Genomic DNA, 23,997 nt, shown 5'->3' on the forward strand with positions numbered 1-23,997 from the left:
ACCACATCTCCTTGTTTTTCTAGATTTGAACATCCTGTAAGAGCCGAAATAAGTAGTATTGTCATTATCCATTTTTTTGATATCATAAATATCACCTTTTTATGGAATAAATATATGTGTATATATGCTAAATGTAATTTTCGATAAAACGCATTAAAATTGCTGCTACTTCAGCTCTGGTAATATAATCAAGCGGATTTAATTTACCTGATCCATTGCCTTTAATAATGCCAATAGACACGGCCCACTGTAGAGATGGTTTAGCCCAGTCAGAAATTATACTTGCATCTACAAATTCACTTAAATCATCTGATTTATTGACATCTATCCCTTTCCACTTTGCAAAATTGAACATCATTGCAGCAAATTGTTCTCTTGTAATTGGATCATTAGGACCGAATTTGCCATTGCCATATCCGACTGCAATACTATTTTTGTTTGCCCATGATATAGCATCTGACATCTCTGTCCCATTAATTACATCTGTAAAATTCACTGATGCACTTGTTTTGTGGCAACCAGCAAGTCTATAAAGTGCAGTTACAATCTCAGAACGCGCAGCTGTATTTGTTGGTTTAAATGTAGATTCCGTTACTCTATCTAAAAGCCCTCCATGTGTCGCAAATTCTACTGCTTCAAAATACCAACTGGAGTACGGTACATCTGTAAACTCACCTGAAGGTTCACTTTTCTGTATTTTTAAATATTGACTACCTGTCAATTTTTGAATTTCATCAGCTTTAGCCCACGTATTGCAATCACTGCTGGTAAAAGCATTCATACCATTATTAAGTTTAACACTGCCTAAAACAGCTTTCCCAGCACCTGCTCCAGCACCACCTGATGCTATTAAATAACCACCTTCACTAAAAACATTACCAGTTATAGCGGCTCTACCTCCTGTATAGCCACCGCCTCCTATTATATCGCCAAATCCATCAGTCATTGATAAGTCACCGTTAATTCCTACTCCACTAGACCCTCTATAAGCACTCCCACCGCTTGAGATAATCATTCCTCCATCTACCATTACATTGCTAGCTACACCTGCACCAGCATTGCCGTATAACACACTGCCTCCGACAGAATTGACTACACCGCTTTCTATCACAGCTAAACCTCCGCCACCTATGCCATCGCCAGCAGTCATATTATTATCGCTTCCCAGCTTTGAACCACCACCAATTATATTTATAATGTGTGATGAACTATCAGCATTAACACCAATTATAACTTTTGCGCCTGCCAAAACATTTAATCCAGAATATCCTATACCACCTTTAAGTTTGTTTATTCCTGATAACATTAAATTTGCAACCGCATCAGGATCAACAGTAAACGCAGAATTTTCTGCTGAATCAAATAGATCAATGTTGAGATTTTTCAGTACAACATATATAGTTCCACTTTTAATATCAACTGAATTTTTTGTTGTAGATCCTGTCAAAATATATTTCCCCGTATATGGAATCTCTTTGCTGCTATTTTGTGAATAACCTGTAGAAGTTATAACAATGTTTCCTTTGCTGATGTCTAAAGTAACAAAATTTTCACTTGCTGATGATATATTTGATAGCTGTGACAATAGCATTACAATTACCACAATTAAAGATACAATTCTACAAAATATAGATTTATTTATATGAATAATTTCTATCATCAAATCCGCTCCTTTTTGATTAAGAGTAGAATTTTTTAGATTAAACTATTTTAATATAATATAAGTAATAGAATAAAAAATCTCCATTGCCTTGACTTATGGAATATTATATCTCATTGTAATGTCCTCTGAATACCATTTACTATAAGAATTTACTGTAATTGTATTAAGCTGTTTTGTTGTTGGTGCCTGAATATAAGCATCATTAGTTTGAGAAGTTCCCCATTGATAGTATCCTGTTGTACTATAAATATACGAGTTTGTAAATATGGCATTTTTGAAATAACTACCAGTATTCGTATTTAAAGTACCGGTATTTATTTGAGCCATGGTAATTTCACGATAAATATTTATATTTGAATATGTGCTGTTTATTGGATTGTTATTAAAAGTAATTGTTTTTGTTCCAAGTACTTGACTGAAATTATCCCCATTATATATTGTTATTGTTACAGTATCATTTGTAGAAGTTGTAGTTACCACTACATCAAAATATAATTTAGTTATATTTGAAGGTATAGAATTTCCATTCCACCAGGACATATCATATTTCTGTGTTGAACTATTCCAAACACCTGTATTTGTACAAGGTACCCATGCACTTATATTTGGTGAATAAACTACGCCATAGTCTCCAACAATAGATGATGGATTAGTATTTACTGAAAAAAACATATATGCTCGATCATTGGTGCTCATCGAATCTATTGTTGGAAGTGTCACAAACGCTGTTGCTTCTCTATAGCCGGCTTCACTTTTTATTAACCAATATGTACCAGATTGATCTTTTGAATTAGTAATAGAACGATATGATCCAGTATATGACAGCGGTTGTACCATTGTTGAGTTATTAAATTTTATATTATTTGACACATTATAATACTTTTCATTGTTCTCTGCCACATCTTTTATGGTTTTATTTGCATATAAATTTAGGAAAACACCGTAATTTGTTTCAATCAATCCATCATCTCTTATTTTACCACTATTGTTCATTTTAGCTGGAGAATTTTCATTCAACAAAGAAAGTTGTCCTTCAACAAGTTGTTGGATTTGATTATCAGTAAAATTATTAGCATATGCCTGAAATAAAATACCCTTTAGGATACTCGGTGAAAGTTTTTTAATTTTTTCTCTACTTACACCTTTTTCTTCTAGAACTGATTCATAATCATTATTTATTTCTCTTAAAAAACTCTCCGTATAAGATTTACTGGTTTTAATGCCAGCATCACCAGCAAAACTATATTCTAAACCCATGTACGAAATTAAAACAATTAATAAAACGTAAGAGAATATTTTCTTTTTCAAAATTTTCCCTCCTTAATATTTTGTGGGATATTTAATGGTCTCTTCCATCACCTCCATTTTCTATATTTCCCCTTCTACTTATATAAAAGCTAAATTTTTCTAAAAATATTCCACATCATAAAAATTATTTTTACCATTTTTGCATATTATACTCTTAACCTCCCATGCCTCACCTCTATTATAAAATTTAAAATTATAAATTTTATTAATTATTCCTTAATTTTCTATTACAATCTTGTAACATAAAAAAAGCAACTGCCTTAATCGGCAATTGCGAATCATTTGATCACATTGCAAAAAGCTCTTTTACTTCTTCTTCACTCAACTTAGTTATAAAGGTCTCACCTGGGTTTATGACAGAATTTATGATCTCTTTTTTCTTCTCTTGCAGCTTTACAATTTTTTCTTCAATTGTACCCTGCGTTATAAGCTTTATGACTTGTACTGTATTAACCTGTCCAATCCTGTGAGCTCTGTCTGTTGCTTGATCTTCTATCGCTGGATTCCACCACGGGTCAAAGTGTATGACAGTATCTGCACCTACCAGGTTTAGTCCTGTTCCACCTGCTTTTAATGAAATCAAAAAGACATCCGAGTCGCCTTTGTTGAAGGCTTTGACTAATTCCCCTCTCTCTTTCGTTTTTGTATCTCCATCTAAATACAAGTATGAAATTTTTTCTCTCTTTAAATTGTCTTCTATAAGCTTAAGCGCTGTCGTAAATTGAGAAAAAATCAACGCCCTGTGTCCACTTTCTTTCAATTCTTGAATCAGTTCCATCAAAAGCTCCATCTTGCCACTGGTACCTTTGTAATTTTCTACAAACATTGATGGATGGCAGCATATCTGCCTTAACCTCGTTAAAGCAGTTATTATCTTTATCTGGCTTCTTTCGAAGCCTTTACTCCGTATCTCCTCTGCTATTTCAGTCTTTGCATTCTCCAGATACGCCATATAAAGCTCTTTTTGCTCTTTCGTAAGTTCAGCAAATGACGTGGTTTCTATCTTATTTGGTAACTCCTTCAAAACATCCTTTTTTAACCTTCGCAATATAAATGGTCTTATATGCTTGCTTAAGTCATTAAGCGCCTCTTCATTTTTGTATCTTACAATTGGCTTCTCATACTTCTCCACAAATTTTCTGTGAGACAAAAGGTATCCGGGCATTAAGAAGTCAAATATAGACCACAATTCAGTCAAAGAATTTTCTATGGGCGTACCAGTAAGCGCAAAATATCCTTTGGCTTTTATCCTTTTGACAGATTCTGCATTTTGGGACTTTGGATTTTTTATATGCTGCGCTTCATCCAAAATACAATAGCTAAATTCAATATTTTCATAGCTTTCTATATCCCTTCTGATCAAAGGATATGAAGTTATGACTACGTCAGATTCCTCTATGCTTTTAATAAGACTTCCTCTTTCACTTTTGCTGCCAGATACCACCAAAGTCTTAAGACTCGGTGCGAACCTTTGTATTTCACTTTCCCAATTGTAGATAAGAGTCGTAGGGCAGATGACTATTGCCGGTTCCTTATACTTTTCTTTTTCATCCAGCAAAAATGCTATAGTCTGTATCGTCTTTCCTAATCCCATGTCATCTGCCAGTATTCCACCAAAACCATACGATGACAATGTTTTAAGCCATTTAAACCCGACTTCTTGATATTTTCTCAGGACACCATTTAACTTCTTAGGCACTTCAAATTCAGTATCCATTGGATTTTTTATGGCTTTGACTAAACTATCTAACTTTTCATCCTTATCAATCTTTAATCTATCACTTTCAAGTTTTTCATCAATATAAAGGGCTTTGTATTTTGGAATCTTTACGATTTCTTTCTTTAAATCTTTGCTGCTTAAATTCAATGAATCGATGAAATTTGCTATTTTCACCAGTTCATCATCAATAGGCAAAAAAGATCCATCAGGCAGCTTGAAAAATTTCTTCTTCATTTTTATCGAATCAAATATCTTTGGAATGAGATCTCTATCTATATCGTCAATAGAAAAGCTAAATTCCAATAAATCATCGTCTTGAATCCTAATGCTGCTGCTATACGATCTTTTGTAGAATTTCATCCTTTTAAATGATTCAGAATAGTACACATCAGCATTTCTTTGAAGCACTGGCAAATAATTTGACACAAAGTTAAATATAGAGTCTTCATCGTCTAAGTATACCGATTTATCTTTTACCTTAAATTCACACTTTTCAAAGATATCCAATATGCGTTTTTCTGCAGCTTCGTCCCGAATTAAAATGCAGTCACGATTTATCTTCGTCTTTTCTTCATCGTACAGATTTATGTTATACTGGCCATAAGTAAAATTTATATCAGCAGTTATTCTTTCTCCTTTTTTATCAAGGTAAATCTTCGTAACAAGTGGTTCGTTATAAAATTCTGATTTTACATCGTCATCGATCACGACGTTCCCTGCTTTATCCATATTCGGAAGTATTACTTCTGCAAACTTCTGCTTATCCTTCTCAGTAAATACAACGCTATTTGTATTATTAGTAATGTACACATTGTAAAATGGCGCTAAAGCAAAACGCTGCTTATCAGAAACCTTGTATATTTTCCCATCATACACAAAAAAATTACCTCTGCTGTCTAACGCCTTTACTTTTTCAATTCCATCAATGGTAAGCCTAAGGTTTTTGTCGTTATTTCCTTTCTCAAGTTTAAAGCTGATAGGAAGATCATCAAAAACTACATCCACATCGTAATAGGTTTTCCCATCCAAAACTAAATTAAAGTGACTGTTCTTCATCACTTCGATAAATTTCTCCAAATTCGATGGCGTAAGCCTTAAATACTTTCCGGAAACAATCGAATCAACTCTGTAGTATGAATTTTCAGTATTGATTTTGTCAATCTCGTATATCTCCCTCAAAAACCTTATAAGCTTCATATCTTCTTCTTTAAAGGTATTTACGCTTGGATCAAACGAAAAACCTTTGCCAAATTCAACGACCATTCCTTCATCAATATCGTCAAAAAACTTCTTTATGCTTTTAACTACGTACAATTTGTCAATGCCCATTCTAAGGCTTAAAGATGTATTAAATTGATAAGATTCTAATGTAACCTCTATGTTGACAGGCTGCTTTAATTCGTCAGGTATGTATTCTCTTTTTTCAAATTCTTCGAACAAATCATAAGCAACCTTATTTTTTAGACTATCCTCTATCTCAGCTTGATTATTCTTTATATACATTAAAACTGCCGCAATATGTTTGCAATCGCCATCAAACCTTGCCTTTGCAGGGCATGTACAGCTTGTGTACAACTCACCATGATACTTTTGTATCATCACCCTATACAAAGATGTGCCCATCACAAAAGCTTGAAATACAGTGCCAGTTTTGTTGTAAGTAAAATTGTGTATTCTACCTGATAAATAGTACTCAAGACCTTTTCTATAGACACTATCATTTTCACACCTGTTTTTAATCTCAGCATCAGTTATCTGAATCATAACTACCATCCCAATCAATATAACTTTTGTTATAACAATTATAGACAAATAAATGTTTAAAACGACACTATATATAATTACAAATATATATTAAACTAAAATGTGATTTTTTACAATACATTACAATACTTTTAGTAAATAATAAGCAATACTATGTTATTTAATATAATGAGGTTTACCTATAAAGTCAACATATTTTTTGAAAATTTTTTAAATTCCTGTTGATACCCGAATATTATTTATGTTAATATATTACAGAGGATACTATGGATAACCACCATGTACGGCATGAAACACCCGAAAAACTTAAAGTAAAAATAAATGCTGTTTATAAATGAAAGGAATGAGAATTATCTATGAGAAATATGATTTTGACGAAAAGAATTATTGTATATTTGGTTTTTGAATTCATATTATCAATTATTGTTATTCCTATATTGATATTTTATGGACCATTCGCAAATATAAGAAATACTTTAGTTACATCTGCAATGACAACTTTTAGTCATAAATATATAGTTACATTATTCTTGCCTCAAAGTAAAATAGATGAAATCATGAAAAATTCTAATAATATCGCTACAGGAAGTAGCAATAAAAATATATTAAATTTTGCAAATTCTCATGATAACACAATTGAAGTATACGACATATCAAGCAATAGATTTAAAGGCAAAGTAATATTAATACACGATCCAACAAGGATACAAGTTGGTATATCAAGCAAATTGCCTAAAGAAGGTGAAACGGTAAGTACAATCGCTAAAGAAAATAATGCTGTCGTTGCAATTAATGCAGGCGGTTTTATCGGATACGTAAATGGAGCATGGACAGGCAGTGGTGGAATACCAGGCGGCATTATTATTCATAACGGGAAAATTTTATATGATAATGCATATAGTACAGATGGTAAAATAGATCTTATAGGATTTACCGATGATGGTAAATTACTTGTTGGTAAATACACCTTAGATGAAATAAAAAATGCTGGAATAAAAGAAGGAGTTAGTTTTAGACCTGCACTTATTATTAATGGAGAACCTATGATTAAAAAAGGCGATGGTGGATGGGGTTCAACATCAAGAACGGCTATAGGTCAAAGAAAAGATGGTACAGTAATATTCTTAGTAATTGATGGAACGTTTATCAGAGGTTTAACTGGTGCAACTTTAAAAGATGTTCAGAATATAATGCTAGATTATGGAGCAGTTAATGCCGCAAACCTTGATGGTGGTTCTTCAACAACACTCTATTATAAGGGAAAAGTAATAAATAATCCAATAAATCCACTTGGTGAAAGAATGGTTCCAACAATCTTTTATGCCAAGTAAGTAATTATTATGGTTAAAATAATTTTACGAAAAACAAAAGTTATAAACATCTGATACAATATGTAAGAGAGATGATTTACGCATTGCTAAACTTAACTATTACTTAGCTAAACAAGTGGTAATTGAATAGTTTAAACATTTTTTGTGTATAAAAAGTCCTGATTAGACCATGGATTTAATAAAACTTTAGCAATGCGGCCCACAAAAATAACTTTCAGTGATAAAATAAACTTATGATCTGTTAACAACAAATTAAAAATTACTAATGGTTATTAGCGTTAATAATTCTATTTATTAGTTTATCACATAATAAATAGAATTATTAATACCATATAATATTTACTCAAAAACATAGAAAAAAGTTTTACAGAGTAAATGATTGGAAACAAGAGCGACTTTTAGAGAATTATGTAATTGGAAAAGAGTAAATCATGACCATCCGTAAAACAGATGGTCATGATTCTAACAGATTTAAGATTAATCACTATGGAATATAGGTATGGGGATTAATTCCATCTTGAATAGCATATATAGCTGTCCATGTTTGAGTACCAGCGATACCATCTATAGACATTGTAGAACAACCATATTTATTTTTAACATATTGTTGAAATATCTTAACAGCTTGTGCAGTTTCTGGACCATATATTCCATCTACAGATATACTAATATTTGCTCCTCTAATTGCGTTTAAGTCGCTTTGTAATGCCGAAACTGCGCCAGGACCATTTGGATCAGCACTGTCAGTACAACCTTCTTCAAGAAATTCTGCATAGCCTAATGGTGTAGAAATTATTGTATATGGAGCTATATAACTTGCTTCAAAAGTACCGCTTGTAGTAAAAACAGTTTTAGAATTAAGCATTTTTGGGGCTGATGTTTGTGCAAAAGTTATTTGAGAAGCAAAAGCTTGAGATGTCAAAAGTATTACAAAGAGACACGCTACAACCGATAATACTTTTTTAAACATATTAATATCCTCCTTTGCTGACTCCAAACGGTCGTTTTTTGTCAATTTTAAAATATACCATGGTAAATGTTATAGCAAATTGATTTATTTGACATTATTATAGGTCTTAATCTAAGATTTGTGAAGTTTCTAAATTCGGAATATTTTTTGTTAGATTTTATTAAAATGGTTCCGGATTTCGGTACATCAAAATTTTAACATTTACAAAAATTTTATAATATATTCCCATCAATATCTATAATTCCGATTTTTATAGCAGCTCTAACTATTTCTAAATCATTATCTACCTTAAATAAATTGCTAAGTTTATTTAAATGTTTTCTCAACGTTCGATCTGATATGCCTATATCTGATGTTACTAATTTTCTTACCCCATTACGTACTAAAGATGATAAAATTAACTTGTCCACATCATCAAGTTTAGAACTTATTATTGGTAGATTTTTATTTCTATATGATAAATATTCTTCAATATAGATAGCTATATTTTTAAGAATAGCACTTTGGTCTTTAATGCTTGGAACATTAATCCGCGACACATCAAGATATGCGACTACTTCTCCACAATAATAATCAATTATTGGTATAGCAGTGCAATACCAATCTTTGAACAATTTACAATAGTGATCTTTACCGCATAATTCAATCTGATTTTTATATTTCATAGCCATACTAATCGCATTTGTGCCACAATCCTCAAGCCTTAAGCTACTACCTTCTGCAAAATGCAATGTGTTGAAATAATTATTAAGTTTATCATCGCAGATAAGTTTGATTATATAGCCGTTTTTATCACATAGAATAAAAAAGTATCCTTCCAAAAGAAGACATTTATACCTTAGACTTTTATCTACGAGACTATTAAGCAATGACAATAAAAAACTGTTTTCTTTTTTTATGTTTATTAGCTTTTCATCACTAATTGCTTTATTAAAAATTTTCTTATTTGGATTAACATTTATAAGTAATGATTCCCCATGTGATTCAGCAATTTCTTTTTTAATGGTCAATATATTACTCATAAATACCAACACCTTCATTAAAACTTTATTATTTATCCAATAACATTTCTTAATATATTTTCTACAAAAATATAGAAATTCCTTTTAATTTTAAAATTTTATAAAACTTTGAAAAACAAAAATAAAATGCACCCAAGATTTAGACAAAAGGTCTAATATCAAGGATGCATTTTTTATTGATAGAATTGAATAAGAAATATTACCTGAATATTTTGCGTATATAGTTAAATATCCCCGAACCCACAACATGTGTCAATTTTACAAAGATTATTATAAAACTTAAAATCAAAACACTTCCTACAATAACAGTTAACATAACAGCACCTCATATATTTTTTATTTAAATCAATTTTATATTTCACAATAAAACTTTTCAACTGTGTGCTAATAAATCCCATAATAAATCTAAATCTTTCATAAAATGATGGTCTTAAAAATTTCAATCTTGGCTTTGTAAAACTTTAGATTAATTTTCTTAATACTATATCGCTTTTATCCTATTACTTAAATCTATGAAGTGCTTTATCTCTTCATTTAGTAACATAATTGCAACTTTTTTAGTAGAGTCAAACTTAGCATCTTTGACTATTTCATCGTAAAATATTATGGAATCTTTTTCCGCTCTTATTGCTAATTCTATGGCATCTTCATATGTGTTTATTTTTTTCAGCACTTCATTTACTGAATCTTTTGATGGAAATACAGATGTATTATAAAGCATCGTCAAATATATAGATGCTTCTATATCAAAGTATGAACTGTCGTCTCCTTTCTTCTCATCCAAAAGTCTTCTATACAATTCTTCAAAACGGGTTTTATGCACCAGCTCTTCTTTTGCCATCTCGATGAAAAATTCCTTTATTTCTTTATTATCAGAAAACTTTTCTGAAGCCAAAGTGTAAAATTCATAGCCTCTATCTTCGATATCAATAGCAAGCTGTACAACTTCAAGATCATTTAAGTATTTCTTCTCTATATCATTTACCATAATAACACCTCTTCGAAAATTATTATTTCCTACAAATAATTTTACCATTACAAAATTTTCTAGTCAATCAATTTTTAAAACCTTAATAATTTGCTTTAAAAAAAACAAAATAAATTAAGGTGGTGTTATGTGGTATATTGTTTTTTCAATTTTTACAACTACTTTAACAATTTTTTTAATCGATAAAAGAAAAATAAATGCATTGATACCTGCATATTTTCTTTCATCAACTGTAGGCTATACATTAGATATGATTTTTGATGTTACACTTAAATACTACTATTACGTCGAGGCACCTATTCCAAATGGAGTTTTGTCATTTCTAATGGAAACATTAATAGGTCCGCCTTTTGGAATGATTTTTATACAATATCTTCCAAAGAATAGAAAAAGTTATATTTTATATCTGATCGTTTGGACTTTATTGTTAACCGTTATTGAAGCAATATTCCATATAAAAGGTCTTTTGATTTATAATAAATGGAATTATCTTTTTTCGATTATCACATACGTTTTTACATTGACGGCTTTAACTGTGCAGAATAAATATTTATCCTAAAGAATCGGCAACATTAATCCATATATATGGGTGATATATGAAAAAAATACACCCATTGTAGAACCTATTATGACATCTGAAGGATAATGCAAGCCCATGTATATCCTGGATATGCTTACCATAATAGCTAAGCTTATAAAAACAATGGTTAATCCAGGAAAAGAAAATGAGAATGAAACTGCCAATGAAAAAATAGCTGTTGCATGGCCTGATGGAAAAGAATAATCTCTAAGCAAGCATTTAAATGTATTTGCCTCCGGCAAAACTAAATATGGTCTTGGCCTTGTACACAACCTTTTTAAAATCTGGACAAACATATGGCTTCCTGTCAATGTCGTCAATGCTTGAAGCGCAGAAATTTTTACATTATTTTTCCCAAACACAATAAGCAAAAGGCATGATAACACCGTAAAATACGGCCCTCCAATATGAGTTATTTTAGGCATTATTCTATCAAGCGTCTTGCATTTTATTCTTTCATTTAGAATATAAAACACATTCCTATCTTCCGCAATAATCAATTTCTTAACTCCCAGCACTGAATGAAACCTCCTTACACCTTTATAGCATCCTTTTTTATATTGTTTATAACAATATTACATACTTTATCTGCAGAATGATATATACCAATCTCGCCCATTCGCTCTTTCATTTCATTTATCTTTTTACTATCGCCTAATAAATCTATTACTTTCTTATCCAGCCTTTCTATATCCTTGATTCTTAAGGCAATTCTTTTTTTTAGCAGATATTCAAGGTTACGCTCTTCTTGCCCTGGAATAGGATCAAAAATAATCATAGGCAATTTTTTAGTTATAGCTTCTGTGACAGTCAGACCACCACTTTTTGTTACAAGCACATCTGCCGCATCCATAAATTCATGTACATTATCTACATGTCCATAAATAAACACATTATCTTCAGCAATTTCTTCAATTTTGGCCTTTAAATTTTTATTTAATCCACATATTACAGCAATTTGTAGATCTTTATGGTTTTGTATGACATTAACAGCTTTTTTAATATTTCCAAGTCCAAGTCCACCACCCATAATCAGCACAAGCGGTTTGTCTAAAGAAAACCCTAATTTTTGCCTCATATCAAATTTATCTTTCTTGACGTAAAACTCCTCATCAATAGGTATTCCTGTAACATAAATTTTATCGTCACATATACCCATACTTTTCATCTGAGTCTTCATTTCACTTGAACCCACAAAATAACCGTCTATCTGATGATGTATCCAATATGCATGGACATCATAATCAGTCAATATGGCATATATAGGTATATTAAGATCCCTTTTTACATGAGATAAAATAGAACAAGAAAATGGATGTGTGCATATTACTGCATCAGGTTTTAAATTTAATACATAATCTTTGATAAAAGTATAAACCGATATGCCTATCAGTTTATTTATACGCCTCTCTATTTTATCCCTTTCCATTTCGTAAAGATATCCCCATAATTCAGGTGTTAATTTTAATGTCTTTAGGTAAATTCGAGTCGTCAAATACGAAATGCTAGGGAACTTCTCTCCAAGTGGATTTTCCACAAACACCTCAACATTATCTCTTTTTTCAAATGATTTTTTCAATGCTATTGCAGTCCTTTTATGTCCAGTACCTATATCTTCATAAAGTATTAAAATCTTCATTTTATCCATTTTTAAGACCCTCGCAATCACTATATTGATTATCTCATCAAAATATTAAATTTGGATTAAAGTTTGATTAAAAATACGTTAAAATAGTCTATCAATATAGTTTATTTTCATTTGCTATCTAATATTATACCATCAAAATTGATTTGTTGTACAAAAATTATTAAACCCTCTTCCGCCAAGAAGAGGGTCTTAAATACATATTTTCTACGCTAAAGCTCTCTTTTTCACAATATCAATTGCGTTTCTCACTTGTGGAATAATAGATACCACAAAGCATATTAAGACTTCCACACCTACTAATATCCCATTTACAAGAAGCGAATATACTACGGGATTCATGCCTTTTGGTGCATAGCTAGCAAAGAAAAAGACACCTGATAGAAAATGCGAAAAAAACCTACCAAAACCGCCAACTAAGACCCCAAGGCTTAAATTTTTCTTGAAAAATCCTGCAAGCCCTAAGGCACCAAATGCCAGAGGATAATCTAAAAGAAGCTGTATCCAATGCACAACATAAGGATCTTGTATAAGCTGAAGCATTCCATAAGCCATTCCTACTAAAATACCAGGCCCTGCTCCATAGTAGTATGCAAAAACAAACAAAGGAAGCATACTGGCTGGCGTTATAGAACCACCTTGAGGCCAATGGTAAAACCTTATATACGACAAGACAAACGATATGGCTATTGCTAAACCACCATATACCAGCATTTTGACATTAAACTTGACACTATTTCTTAAAATGTAAAACAAAAACACAGCAAATAAAATCGCAATTATGATGGAAAGTGTGGCAGGCTTTATTTTTGTGAAATCTGAAAAAATGCTTACAATGTAGGACATAAAAATAACCTCCTTTTGAGGCTATGTACCGCTTAAAACAAAAAAACCGCACACTGATGCGGTCTTTTGCCGCATTCCCTTCGTAGGTATTAACCTAATCAGGTTCTAGGGGTTTGGCATCTGCCATCTCAGCTAAAAGCACCCCCAGCGGACATAGTCTGTTTATTAATTTATATTTATTATCATTATAATAAAATTATTTTTTAAATGCAATACCTTCGTGCTTAAGCAAAAATGCTTTTATATTAAGTCCACCGCCAAAACCTTTCAATGTCATATCAGAGCCAATGACCCTATGACACGGTATGATAATCGGAATAGGATTTTTATTGAGGGCATTTCCTACAGCCCTTGATGCATTCGGCTTGCCTATTCTTTTTGCAATTTCACCATATGTAGCATAAAAACCATACGGTATCTTCATAAGCTCTCGCCAAACTAATTTTTGAAAATCAGTCCCTTCTAAGTCTAACTTTACGCTAAATTCTTTCAAGTGTCCCTTAAAGTACAATCTAAGCTGTTCTTTGCAATCTGCAATAAACAAATTTGTACCTCTTAAACATTGTGAATGTTCTTCATTAGGAAAATCTATCCTTATTATACCATTTTCACCTGCATATATCATCAGCCTTCCAAAGGGTGTATCTAGATAATCACACAACACTTTATCACATCCTGGGCTTTTAAATAATATGCTATCTAATCTTTATTTCTTCATCGGTGTCTTCATCTACATAGTCATCATCAAAATCATCAACTAATTCAGTTTCTGATTTACTCAAAGCTGCTATTTTTGCTAAGCTTTTTTCTATTGAATCAATCTTTTTCATCTTTTTCATTGTATAAACTATGTAAAATACCAAAAAAATGACTGATACAATCGGTGTTGCTAATGCTACAAAGTACTGCAGAAATAGCATAAATCCGCTTTGAACCATCCTTGACACTCCCTTCTAAATAAGATATTCACTATTTATTATTTCACAAGTAAACAATCAAAACAAGTATTATGAAAAATATTATAAGTTGCTTTTTTATTCAACAAATTCTAAAATAAAATCAAGAAAGGGTGTAATAAGATGAATTGGCTAGGTATTGTATTAGTAATTGCCGGTATCGTTTATTTGATGTATTCCATATTAAATAAAGATAAAGTTACTTATTATACGAGAAAAGCAAAAATAAGGCTTTTAAAATCAGATGAATTCTTAAAGTTGCAGCTTAAGTTTTCAATACTTAATTCCATATACCTTATAATCTTTGGGATACTTATAATGGTGCTTAATTTAAATAGTATATTTATCGTGGCATCAGGTGTTATATTTTACTTCATAAACTTTTTACTATTTTTAGAAGCCAAGAAAAAGGGATACGTTGACTACTAAAAGTAAAGCCATATTGGTGAAACTTAGGTTTCATCAATATGGCCTATTTTTTAAACAGCCTCTTTAAAGTATCTTCTTACATCTTTTAAATATTCAATTATCGTCAAGTGCTGAGGGCATTTCGTCTCGCACTCTCCACACTCTATGCAAGAGCTTGCTTTTCCTTCATTTAAATTATTATAATTTCTAAGTGCTTCATTGTAGTTGTTGTACATGTGGGCTTCATTGTAAATTGCAAAATTCTTCGGTATATTTACGCCATTTGGACACGGCATACAGTAGTTGCAAGCAGTACAACCAACAGGTGAAAGCTTCTTATAAGTTTCTCTGACTTTATCAACAAGTTTTACCTCGTCTTCGGTTAAGCCATTGGCTTTTGACCTTGAGGCACTCTCTATATTTTGTTTCACTTGCTCCATCGTACTCATTCCACTTAATACAAGAGAAACTTCTGGATGATTCCACACCCACTGCAAAGCCCATTCTGCAGGTGTCCTTTTTACGCTGGCACTATTCCAAATCTCTTTGATAGCCTCTGGCGGATCTCCTGCAAGCTTACCTCCTCTTATTGGTTCCATTACAATTACAGCTAACCCTTTCGATGCAGCATACTTAAGCCCTTTTGTACCTGCTTGATTATTTATGTCCATATAGTTGTACTGAATCTGGCAAAAATCCCATTTATCATAATCATCAATTATGCTTTTAAAAACGTTGTATTCATCATGAAATGAAAAACCAATGAATTTGACTTTACCTTCCTTTTTAACTTTTTCCATCCAGCTAAATACATCAAGCCTCTTGTATTTTTCCCACCTTTCTTTATCCAATGCGTGGAGAAGGTAAAAATCTATGTATTCAACATCAAGCTTTTTTAACTGCTCATTTAGGTACTTATCCATATCTTCTTTTTCATTAACCAGCCATGACGGAAGTTTTGTAGCTAAATACGTCTTTTCTCTGTAACCATCTTTTAAGGCTTTGCCTACCACAATTTCACTTTGCCCTTCATGATATGGATATGCAGTATCAACGTAATTAACGCCATTATCTATAGCATATCTTATCATTTTTATCGCTTCAGCTTCATCTATTTTGCTATAGTCACCATCTACGATAGGAAGTCTCATAGCTCCAAAGCCAAGTGCTGATACTTTTACTCCAGTCTTACCAAAATCCCTGTATTGCATATCAACCCCTCCATATCATCAAAATTTAAATTTCTTATTTGATTATAGCATCAATAGATAAAATAACAAAATTTAAGCCTCAATACATATTCAATTATACAAAGCTAATACATTGTTACATCAAAAAACAGTAAAAGAGCAATAAAACTATTGCTCTTTTCACTTGCTATTTATCCTCAATATCATCGTCATCGTGAAGTTGTAGCGGCATAGTAGCTACAACTATGTGCTTGTGCTTTAGCAGTTCTTTTTCTATATAAACCCTCGTCTTATTATGAAGTATATTGTGCCACCTTTTTCTAACTATAAACTGTGGTAAAATTACCGTAATCATGTCACCTTTCTTGTAGTTGTACTCTTCTGATTCTATAAATTTAAGAAGTGGTTCTACTATCCTTCTAAATGGTGAATATTTGACAATCAACGGTATATCAGTATTTAATAGTGCATACCTTTTTTTAATTTTCTCGCCGCTTTCTTCATCAATTGAAACATTAAACGCTATTACATAATCTGAAATAGTCCTAGCATATCTAAGTGCTCGTATACTAGCTTTATTTATACTTTCAATAGGCACAATTACTCTATTGCGGTAATGATTCTCAGATATTTTTATGCTTTGCAAATCTTCTGGGCTAACTCGAAGCTGTTTTGCAATTGCCCTATAATGTTTGTTTATCTTAAGCATCATAAATACAAGAATAGGTATGACTACAATTACGATCCAAGCACCTTCTCTAAACTTTGATATACCTATTATTATTACAACTATAGCAGTCACAATAGCGCCTGTACCATTTATAAATGCCTTTATAAGCCAGTTTTTGCCTCTGGTTGTTATCCACTTTTTCGCCATTCCAGTTTGTGAAAGGGTAAAAGATATAAAAACACCAATGGCGTACAAACCTATTAAAGATGTTACATTAGCTTTAAAAGTCACAATTAATACCGTTGCTAAAACTGAAAGCAATATTATACCATTTGAGTAGCTAAGCCTATCACCTCTTTTATTAAGCTGCCTCGGCATGTGTCCTTCTTTTGCCATTATTGCAAGCAAAAGAGGAAATCCTGAATAAGCAGTATTCGATGCCATTACCAATATAATAAAGGTTGTAGCAGTAATATAATAAAACATAAAACCTCTACCAAATATATAATCAGCCAATTGGATGATAACAGCCTTCTCACCTGGTACAATGTGATACATGCTTATGAGAACTGATATACCTCCAAATGAAATCAAAACTATCGAAGCTAACAAAATAAGAACAGTTTTGGCCTTTTTTACAGAAGGGTCTTTGAAATTTGGAACAGCGTTGCTTACAGCTTCTATACCTGTTACTGCTGCACATCCATTTGAAAAAGCCCTTAAAAGCAAAAATAGTGTTACTGGCTCAACAGTTTTTAAAGGTGTTGTAGGAGGCACATATCCTCCTTTTATCTTTACAATACCCCCTATTAGCATTGCAATTATTCCAAAAACAAAAGCATACGATGGAATGCCAAAAATTCTGGATGATTCACGTATACCTCTCAAATTTCCTATCATTAAAATTAATATGATTAAAATACAAATAAGTATTGAATAAGGTTTTAAAAATAAAAATGCAGATGTTATTTGATCAACACCTGATGATACACTGACTGCTACTGTCAAAATATAATCAACAGAAAGTGCAGCACCAGCCACCACCCCAGCAATCTTGCCTAAATTGTCAGATGCAACAACATAAGCACCACCACCATTTGGATAATTCTCAATAGTCTGTAAATAAGAGAATACCAGTATCAGTAGTAAACTGATAATAGCAGCTGAAATATACAATAAATTTTTGTATGCCAGTATACCTATAGCTGGTAATAAAACTAACAATATTTCTTCACCCGCATAGGCTACGGATGAAATTGCATCGCTGGACAGTATAGGAAGTCCCCATATCACATCGTATTTTTCACTTTTAATAGCCTTATTTGTCAGTGGTCTACCTATTAAAGCCCTCTTTAGCCTATTAAACATTGTAACGCCTCCGCTTATTAATAATAATATTAGATTATATATCATTATCTATTATTTATCAATATCAAATAATCTATATATTTTCCTGGTTTCTATTGTCTTTCTTCTCTATATTTATCCATAACTTGAGAAAATATCTCCGCATTTGTCGGAGGAGTATATGATATGGCATTTGCACCAGCCTCTATAGTCTCCATAATAGTATCATCTGTCGGTCCTCCAGTTGCAATTATAGGAATATTAGGACATATATCCCTAACTTTTTTCACAATTAGAGGTGTCTTCTTCGCACCTGAAATATTTAATATCGTTGCACCAGCATCTACACGTCCTTTTATATCTTCAGTTTCTGATACGATCGTCACAACGATTGGTATATCAATCGTAGCTCTTATTCTTTTTATTATATCATTTGCAGTAGGTGCGTTTACAACAACGCCCATAGCACCTTGAAATTCTGCATCGAGTGCCAAATTCACAACCCTTTTGCCTTGTGTCAGTCCTCCACCGACACCACTAAAGACGGGAATATCCGATGCCATTATTATGGCATGCGTAATCACAGGCTGCGGTGTAAAAGGATAAACAGCCAATATAGCATTCGCATTAGTATTTCTTATTATAGCAATATCAGTAGTAAATAGCAGTGATTTTATCACTTTACCATGAATCTTTATGCCTGAAACATTTTGTATAACCTCCGGAACTCTGATCATTTTCTGCCTTAATGGAGATACAATTTCAGGTATTGATAAATTATCCAATATATCACCCTCCAAATATAAATTAGCTTTTTAAATGCATTATGTAGTATACCACAACATTAAAGCTAATTAAACTAATTTTTTTAATAAGTTATTTATAATTATATCACTATATTTGGAATTTTTTGTAGTGTATAGAGAATTCTTTTTGTAAATATTGTTATATTTATGAGTACATAAAGTCATCATTTTGCATGACTTTAGTCATAATTTCATTAAAAAACAAGAGACGGCTCAATAAGAACCGTCTCTATAATAATTATATTTCAAAAGGCCCGTAATGATCTTCACTTTAGCCTATATAAATCTTTGCACACCTGTATTAAATCAATACTTATGACTTAATACAAGCATCTCAAAACCTATATAGACCTGTGCTCGACTATTATAAATACCTTAGAAACCTAATATAATCTCTCGACTATACTAGACCTCCAGTCTAAGTACAACATTAAGCTATACATTTGACCTGCGGAACTTATAATAGTCTTAGCTCGACTATAATACATCTCTTTTAACCTTATATTAATCCACGCGACTAATATAAAGCCTTACAAGACATATTATAATCTGCCCGCCGACTGATATCGGACCACTAGATCCGATATCAGTCTTTGGCCGACCATTTAAGAACTTTCGTCCTTAAATGATCTTGGCTCAACCATTACGAACCTTACGTTATTATGTTATCCCGATTTTGCTTTATTATACTTTTAAAATATTAGGAAATTACAGGAAGTTTTGAATTTGATTTTATTTATAATTTAATGCAATAACTTCTGATTTGCCTTCCAAATCGTCTTTTTTGATTTCAATCTCATTTGATTGAATCTTTTGTCCACCTGTCATCTTTAAAAAGTTATCAACAGTTTCAATAGGTAAATTAACATTGCTGGTCCTATAGTGCATTGCAATAGTCAATTTTGGCTTAAGCTGTTCTATTACTTTGACCGCCTGCCTATCATCAATTGTGTAGTACCCGCCAACCGGTATCATCAATACATCAATATCACCTATCTCTTTTAGCATATCATCCGTCAGTATATGTCCAAGATCGCCTGCATGGCATACTCTAATGTTATCAGCATTTATCACGAATACGATGTTCTTGCCTCTTTTAGCGCCATGCTCATCATCATGAAATGTACTAATACCTTTTATGTTGACACCATTTACGTCATGTTCCCCTGGTGTATTTACAATTTTAAAATTTCCCTTTATAGCTTTAAAATAATTGTGGTCAAAATGCGAATGCGATGATGTGACAATGTCTGCATCTGTTTCAGGCAGCGGATATCCTACAGTTTGGTCAAATGGATCTGTGACTATCCTTATACCGCTATCTAACGTTATTTTAAAACACGAATGTCCAAAATATCTTATTTTCATATTAACACCTCCTATTCCATATTATAACACATTAATCTATTTGTATTAAAATCATTGGCTCTTTCCATAGCATTCGCATAAATTCCCTCAGGGTAGCCTAACCTCCATAAAAAATTTAGGCGGATACTCCGCCCCTACATTTTCTCTGGTGCTGTTATTTTTAACATGTCTAATACGTTCTTTATTACTATCCTTGTTGCATCTATTAAGACGATTCTAGCTTTCATCAATTCTTCATCAACGCCTCTTACTCTACAGCTATTGTAAAATGTGTGGAATAAAGATGCAACATCTAATATATATCTTGTAATTCTGTGTGGCGCCATTGTCTTTGCTGCTATTGTTATTTCTTCCGGCAGATAAGCCAGCTTTTTAATTAAATCAATCTCTGCTTCTTCATTTAGCAATCTTAAGTCAACATCTTTTAAATCTTCTGTGTTTATTCCATCATCTTTTAACTGCCTTAATATGGAACATATTCTGGCATGAGCATATTGAACGTAAAAAACTGGATTTTCATTTGATTGCTCTACTGCCAAGTCCATGTCAAAGTCCACAGCACTATCGGCTGAACGCATGTTAAAGAAGAATCTGGCGGCATCTTTGCCAACCTCATCTATCAAATCCCTCAGTGTCACCATTTTTCCTGTCCTCTTGGACATTTTTACTACTTCTTTGCCTTTCATAAGCCTTACAAGCTGCATCAAAAGCACATCAAGCTTATTGGGATCTATGCCTAAAGCCTTCATAGCACCTTTCATCGGCGCTACATGTCCATGATGGTCAGCACCCCATATATCAATAACCCAGTCAAATCCACGCTTTACAAATTTATTTTTGTGATATGCTATATCAGATGCCAGATATGTAGGATATCCATTTGCTCTGACTAAAACATCGTCTTTTTCAGCTCCAAAAAGCGTCTCTTTAAACCAAAGGGCTTCGTCCTTTTCATACGTATATCCTTTTTCTTTTAGCTCATTTATTACTGATTCTACTTCGCCGCTTTCATGAAGTGTATTTTCAGAGAACCACACGTCATATTCTATGCCATAAGCCTCTAAGTCATCTTTTAACTTTTCTATGTTCTTTTTAAGGCCATATTGAACTAGTGCTTTTCTCCTATCTTCTGGATCTGCATCTTTGTACTTATCGCCATATAATTCCAAAAACTCCTTGGCTCTTTCAATTATGTCGTCTCCGTGGTAACCTCCTTCAGGCACTTCTACATCTTGACCTAACAATTGTAAATACCTAGCTTCTAATGACAATCCAAATTTCTCTATCTGATTTCCTGCATCATTTATATAAAACTCTCTCGTCACGTCGTATCCTGCATAGTCAAGTATTGATGATAGTGCATCCCCTAATGCACCGCCTCTTGCATTTCCCATGTGCATAGGTCCTGTCGGATTTGCAGAGACAAATTCCACTTGCACTTTTTTACCATTTCCAATATTGACTCTACCGTAATCTATACCCTTCTTTTTAATAAGCATCAATGCTTCAACATTATAGTCATCATTTAGGTAGAAGTTCATAAATCCAGGACCGGCTATTTCTACTTTTTCAATCATTGTCCCTTCAAGCTTAAGCCCATCTTTAATTATCTCAGCAATTTTTCTAGGCGACATCTTTGCCGATTTTGCCATAACCATAGCTGTATTTATAGACAAATCACCGAATTGTTTTTCTTTAGGTTCTTCTATCTCTATAGAAGGTATATCTTCTATATTTAAAAGGCCGTTTTTTTTCGCTTCCTCTATAGAGTTTATTACCATTTTAGTTATTTCAGTTTTTACCTTTTGTACGATATTATCCAATTAATTAACCTCCCGCACTGTTAAATGTATTTCATTATCGCTTACTACCTTTTCATCTAAATCAACTGCATATCTAAGCTTTAGTTCTCCACCATTTTCTGTAAAACATACATTTATTTCGTCAGACTTAACTCCCAGCATTATATTTCCATATGGAGTCATGTAGCTGGACTCATGCCTTATATCCTTTTCAAATATCATCTTTGATTGATTCTCTCCAAACCTCATCAAGACAACTGAATCTTCCCCTACTTTCAATGTAGTCGTAGTTTTATCTAAACCGGAAAGTTCAGACTCCTCATACTTTATATAGTAGTATTCGCCTTTTTTCAAAAATTCTCCCTCTGTTATAAGCTCTATCGTATCAGTTTCATTTTGTACATTCCTTTGAGTTCCTTTGACTGTAATTAAAGCTTTTTTCAAGCTAAACTCCCCTTTACCAGTTTGTACATTTCTCTTTATGCGCAGATAAAGCCAATTGTATCAGTTCATCAATCAATTTGCTATATGGTTTCCCTGATGCTTCCCAAAGTTTCGGATACATGCTGATTTTTGTGAATCCTGGTATAGTATTAAGTTCATTTAGGTAAACTTTACCTGTATTTTTGTCCATCAAAAAGTCAACTCTAGCCATACCTCTTGCGTCCAACGCAATATATGCTTTGATGGCTAATTCCCTTATCTCTTCCATCTTAACATCCGGTATAGGTGCTGGAATGAAAAGTTTTGATGCTTCATCGAAATACTTTGCATCGTAATCGTAAAATTCATGAGCAGGAACAATCTCACCGGCAACAGATGCCTCAGGATTGTCATTGCCTAAAACTGAACACTCAATCTCTCTTGCATCAATACCTTCTTCTACAATAATCTTTCTATCATACTTTGCAGCAAATTTCAAGGCATCAAATAACTCGCCTTCATTGTGAACCTTTGTTATACCTACACTTGAACCCATATTAGCAGGTTTTACAAAGCACGGATATCCAATCTCTTTTGATGTTTTTTTGCGTATAACTTCGTAATTATCTGAATCATTTAACTCTTTTCTATACACGACTGTAAATTTTGGCGTTGGTATTCCAGCCTCTAAAAAAATTCTCTTTGAAAAAACTTTGTCCATACACAAAGATGATGACAATACATTTGGACCTACATAAGGCATCTCAAGAAGCTCTAAGAGGCCTTGAACTGTTCCATCTTCTCCATTAGGCCCGTGAAGTACAGGAAAAACAACATCAATTGGATAAAATTCGTATCCATTTTCTTTAAATACAAGTATGCCTTTGTATTTAGTAGAAGGTCCTATCAATGCAGGCACAGCATCTTTTTCCCACTGGCCTGTAGCTATTTTCTCAATATCTCCATTGTACAAATACCATTCACCTTTTTTAGTTATGCCTACCATATACACATCATACTTATCTCTATCAATGTTATTTATTATAGAAGTGGCTGAAACCCTTGATACTTCGTGCTCTCCTGATTGTCCCCCAAATAAAACAGCTACTTTTAGCTTCTCCATAAAAGAATTCATTCCTTTCAAATGGTATACATATAATTATGAAATATGCATTAATTATATTCTAACC

The 23,997-nt window shown here is 32.6% G+C and carries 21 protein-coding genes and 1 riboswitch; of the genes, 3 read left to right on the plus strand and 18 right to left on the minus strand.

From position 1 onward, the window contains the following. Positions 1 to 127: 127 nt before the first annotated feature. The 3 genes from J2Z80_RS08945 to J2Z80_RS08955 form a co-directional block, all read right to left on the minus strand. The gene (locus J2Z80_RS08945) at positions 128 to 1,660 is read right to left on the minus strand and encodes an S-layer homology domain-containing protein (RefSeq protein WP_209454083.1); all 1,533 of its coding nucleotides are present in this window, start codon (positions 1,658 to 1,660) and stop codon (positions 128 to 130) included. Positions 1,661 to 1,756: 96 nt separating this feature from the next. Beyond that, positions 1,757 to 2,971 carry a hypothetical protein gene (locus J2Z80_RS08950; protein ID WP_209454084.1) on the minus strand — a complete coding sequence of 405 codons (1,215 nt, stop codon included), beginning with the start codon at positions 2,969 to 2,971 and terminating at the stop codon, positions 1,757 to 1,759. Between the two features lie 286 nt (positions 2,972 to 3,257). Further along, positions 3,258 to 6,503 carry a DEAD/DEAH box helicase gene (locus tag J2Z80_RS08955; RefSeq protein WP_245301246.1) on the minus strand — a complete coding sequence of 1,082 codons (3,246 nt, stop codon included), beginning with the start codon at positions 6,501 to 6,503 and terminating at the stop codon, positions 3,258 to 3,260. Positions 6,504 to 6,811: 308 nt separating this feature from the next. Here J2Z80_RS08955 and J2Z80_RS08960 point away from each other — a divergent pair, with 308 nt between their 5' ends. Next, a complete protein-coding gene (locus tag J2Z80_RS08960) occupies positions 6,812 to 7,786 on the plus strand; it encodes a phosphodiester glycosidase family protein (RefSeq protein WP_209454085.1) in 975 nt (324 codons plus the stop codon). Between the two features lie 484 nt (positions 7,787 to 8,270). Here J2Z80_RS08960 and J2Z80_RS08965 read toward each other — a convergent pair whose 3' ends face one another. The 3 genes from J2Z80_RS08965 to J2Z80_RS08975 all read right to left on the minus strand — a co-directional run bounded on the left by J2Z80_RS08965 (position 8,271) and on the right by J2Z80_RS08975 (position 10,766). Then, on the minus strand, positions 8,271 to 8,756 hold the full coding sequence (locus J2Z80_RS08965) for a peptidoglycan-binding domain-containing protein (RefSeq protein WP_209454086.1): 486 nt from the start codon (positions 8,754 to 8,756) through the stop codon (positions 8,271 to 8,273). A 212-nt stretch (positions 8,757 to 8,968) separates the two neighbouring features. Further along, entirely contained in the window at positions 8,969 to 9,778 is an 810-nt protein-coding gene (locus J2Z80_RS08970; RefSeq protein ID WP_209454087.1) for an AsnC family protein, read from the minus strand. A gap of 481 nt (positions 9,779 to 10,259) precedes the next feature. Further along, a complete protein-coding gene (locus J2Z80_RS08975; protein ID WP_209454088.1) occupies positions 10,260 to 10,766 on the minus strand; it encodes a ferritin-like domain-containing protein in 507 nt (168 codons plus the stop codon). A gap of 127 nt (positions 10,767 to 10,893) precedes the next feature. On the opposite strand from J2Z80_RS08975, the gene J2Z80_RS08980 reads away from it, so the two are divergent. Further along, complete coding sequence (locus tag J2Z80_RS08980; RefSeq protein WP_209454089.1) at positions 10,894 to 11,325, plus strand: CBO0543 family protein; 432 nt, start codon at positions 10,894 to 10,896, stop codon at positions 11,323 to 11,325. On the opposite strand, the gene J2Z80_RS08985 is transcribed toward J2Z80_RS08980, so the two are convergent. The 5 genes from J2Z80_RS08985 to J2Z80_RS09005 form a co-directional block, all read right to left on the minus strand. Beyond that, complete coding sequence (locus J2Z80_RS08985; protein WP_432422713.1) at positions 11,322 to 11,864, minus strand: phosphatase PAP2 family protein; 543 nt, start codon at positions 11,862 to 11,864, stop codon at positions 11,322 to 11,324. The two genes, J2Z80_RS08980 and J2Z80_RS08985, sit on opposite strands and share 4 nt — an antisense overlap. 14 nt (positions 11,865 to 11,878) lie before the next feature. Beyond that, positions 11,879 to 12,994, minus strand: a complete 1,116-nt coding sequence (locus J2Z80_RS08990) for an MGDG synthase family glycosyltransferase (protein ID WP_209454090.1) — start codon at positions 12,992 to 12,994, stop codon at positions 11,879 to 11,881. 204 nt (positions 12,995 to 13,198) lie between these two features. After that, the gene (gene thiT / locus J2Z80_RS08995) at positions 13,199 to 13,837 is read right to left on the minus strand and encodes an energy-coupled thiamine transporter ThiT (protein WP_209454091.1); all 639 of its coding nucleotides are present in this window, start codon (positions 13,835 to 13,837) and stop codon (positions 13,199 to 13,201) included. 57 nt (positions 13,838 to 13,894) lie between these two features. Then, positions 13,895 to 13,993: riboswitch (TPP riboswitch) on the minus strand. A gap of 40 nt (positions 13,994 to 14,033) precedes the next feature. Further along, positions 14,034 to 14,501, minus strand: coding sequence for a methylated-DNA--[protein]-cysteine S-methyltransferase (locus J2Z80_RS09000; protein WP_349292591.1), 468 nt, complete (start codon positions 14,499 to 14,501; stop codon positions 14,034 to 14,036). Positions 14,502 to 14,532: 31 nt separating this feature from the next. After that, the gene (locus tag J2Z80_RS09005) at positions 14,533 to 14,775 is read right to left on the minus strand and encodes a hypothetical protein (RefSeq protein ID WP_209454092.1); all 243 of its coding nucleotides are present in this window, start codon (positions 14,773 to 14,775) and stop codon (positions 14,533 to 14,535) included. 141 nt (positions 14,776 to 14,916) lie between these two features. Between J2Z80_RS09005 and J2Z80_RS09010 the strand changes: the two genes are divergently transcribed. Then, a complete protein-coding gene (locus tag J2Z80_RS09010) occupies positions 14,917 to 15,222 on the plus strand; it encodes a hypothetical protein (protein WP_209454093.1) in 306 nt (101 codons plus the stop codon). Positions 15,223 to 15,272: 50 nt separating this feature from the next. On the opposite strand, the gene J2Z80_RS09015 is transcribed toward J2Z80_RS09010, so the two are convergent. The 7 genes from J2Z80_RS09015 to J2Z80_RS09045 all read right to left on the minus strand — a co-directional run bounded on the left by J2Z80_RS09015 (position 15,273) and on the right by J2Z80_RS09045 (position 23,930). Then, on the minus strand, positions 15,273 to 16,412 hold the full coding sequence (locus J2Z80_RS09015; protein WP_209454094.1) for an aldo/keto reductase: 1,140 nt from the start codon (positions 16,410 to 16,412) through the stop codon (positions 15,273 to 15,275). Positions 16,413 to 16,578: 166 nt separating this feature from the next. Beyond that, a complete protein-coding gene (locus J2Z80_RS09020; protein WP_209454095.1) occupies positions 16,579 to 18,429 on the minus strand; it encodes an APC family permease in 1,851 nt (616 codons plus the stop codon). Positions 18,430 to 18,521: 92 nt separating this feature from the next. After that, positions 18,522 to 19,145 carry a hydrolase gene (locus J2Z80_RS09025; RefSeq protein ID WP_245301250.1) on the minus strand — a complete coding sequence of 208 codons (624 nt, stop codon included), beginning with the start codon at positions 19,143 to 19,145 and terminating at the stop codon, positions 18,522 to 18,524. A gap of 801 nt (positions 19,146 to 19,946) precedes the next feature. Beyond that, entirely contained in the window at positions 19,947 to 20,582 is a 636-nt protein-coding gene (locus J2Z80_RS09030) for an MBL fold metallo-hydrolase (protein WP_209454096.1), read from the minus strand. Positions 20,583 to 20,716: 134 nt separating this feature from the next. Continuing rightward, a complete protein-coding gene (gene argS / locus J2Z80_RS09035) occupies positions 20,717 to 22,405 on the minus strand; it encodes an arginine--tRNA ligase (RefSeq protein ID WP_209454097.1) in 1,689 nt (562 codons plus the stop codon). Beyond that, positions 22,406 to 22,828, minus strand: a complete 423-nt coding sequence (locus J2Z80_RS09040; RefSeq protein WP_209454098.1) for a YwiB family protein — start codon at positions 22,826 to 22,828, stop codon at positions 22,406 to 22,408. Between the two features lie 13 nt (positions 22,829 to 22,841). Next, positions 22,842 to 23,930: a D-alanine--D-alanine ligase family protein gene (locus J2Z80_RS09045; RefSeq protein ID WP_209454099.1), complete on the minus strand. Its 1,089-nt coding sequence runs from the start codon at positions 23,928 to 23,930 to the stop codon at positions 22,842 to 22,844. Between the last annotated feature and the right edge of the window lie 67 nt (positions 23,931 to 23,997).

Origin of the sequence: Thermoanaerobacterium butyriciformans (assembly GCF_017874545.1) — a bacterium.
GTDB classification, from domain to species: Bacteria; Bacillota; Thermoanaerobacteria; order Thermoanaerobacterales; family Thermoanaerobacteraceae; genus Thermoanaerobacterium; species Thermoanaerobacterium butyriciformans.

Bases quoted from the DNA above. Each gene is read 5' to 3' on its own strand.
- J2Z80_RS08945 (WP_209454083.1), bottom strand. From the start codon at position 1,660: ATGATAGAAATTATTCATATAAATAAATCTATATTTTGTAGAATTGTA.
- J2Z80_RS08960 (WP_209454085.1), top strand. From the start codon at position 6,812: ATGAGAAATATGATTTTGACGAAAAGAATTATTGTATATTTGGTTTTT.
- J2Z80_RS08965 (WP_209454086.1), bottom strand. From the start codon at position 8,756: ATGTTTAAAAAAGTATTATCGGTTGTAGCGTGTCTCTTTGTAATACTT.
- J2Z80_RS08970 (WP_209454087.1), bottom strand. From the start codon at position 9,778: ATGAGTAATATATTGACCATTAAAAAAGAAATTGCTGAATCACATGGG.
- J2Z80_RS08975 (WP_209454088.1), bottom strand. From the start codon at position 10,766: ATGGTAAATGATATAGAGAAGAAATACTTAAATGATCTTGAAGTTGTA.
- J2Z80_RS08980 (WP_209454089.1), top strand. From the start codon at position 10,894: ATGTGGTATATTGTTTTTTCAATTTTTACAACTACTTTAACAATTTTT.
- J2Z80_RS08990 (WP_209454090.1), bottom strand. From the start codon at position 12,994: ATGGATAAAATGAAGATTTTAATACTTTATGAAGATATAGGTACTGGA.
- thiT (WP_209454091.1), bottom strand. From the start codon at position 13,837: ATGTCCTACATTGTAAGCATTTTTTCAGATTTCACAAAAATAAAGCCT.
- J2Z80_RS09005 (WP_209454092.1), bottom strand. From the start codon at position 14,775: ATGGTTCAAAGCGGATTTATGCTATTTCTGCAGTACTTTGTAGCATTA.
- J2Z80_RS09010 (WP_209454093.1), top strand. From the start codon at position 14,917: ATGAATTGGCTAGGTATTGTATTAGTAATTGCCGGTATCGTTTATTTG.
- J2Z80_RS09015 (WP_209454094.1), bottom strand. From the start codon at position 16,412: ATGCAATACAGGGATTTTGGTAAGACTGGAGTAAAAGTATCAGCACTT.
- J2Z80_RS09020 (WP_209454095.1), bottom strand. From the start codon at position 18,429: ATGTTTAATAGGCTAAAGAGGGCTTTAATAGGTAGACCACTGACAAAT.
- J2Z80_RS09025 (WP_245301250.1), bottom strand. From the start codon at position 19,145: ATGATCAGAGTTCCGGAGGTTATACAAAATGTTTCAGGCATAAAGATT.
- J2Z80_RS09030 (WP_209454096.1), bottom strand. From the start codon at position 20,582: ATGAAAATAAGATATTTTGGACATTCGTGTTTTAAAATAACGTTAGAT.
- J2Z80_RS09045 (WP_209454099.1), bottom strand. From the start codon at position 23,930: ATGGAGAAGCTAAAAGTAGCTGTTTTATTTGGGGGACAATCAGGAGAG.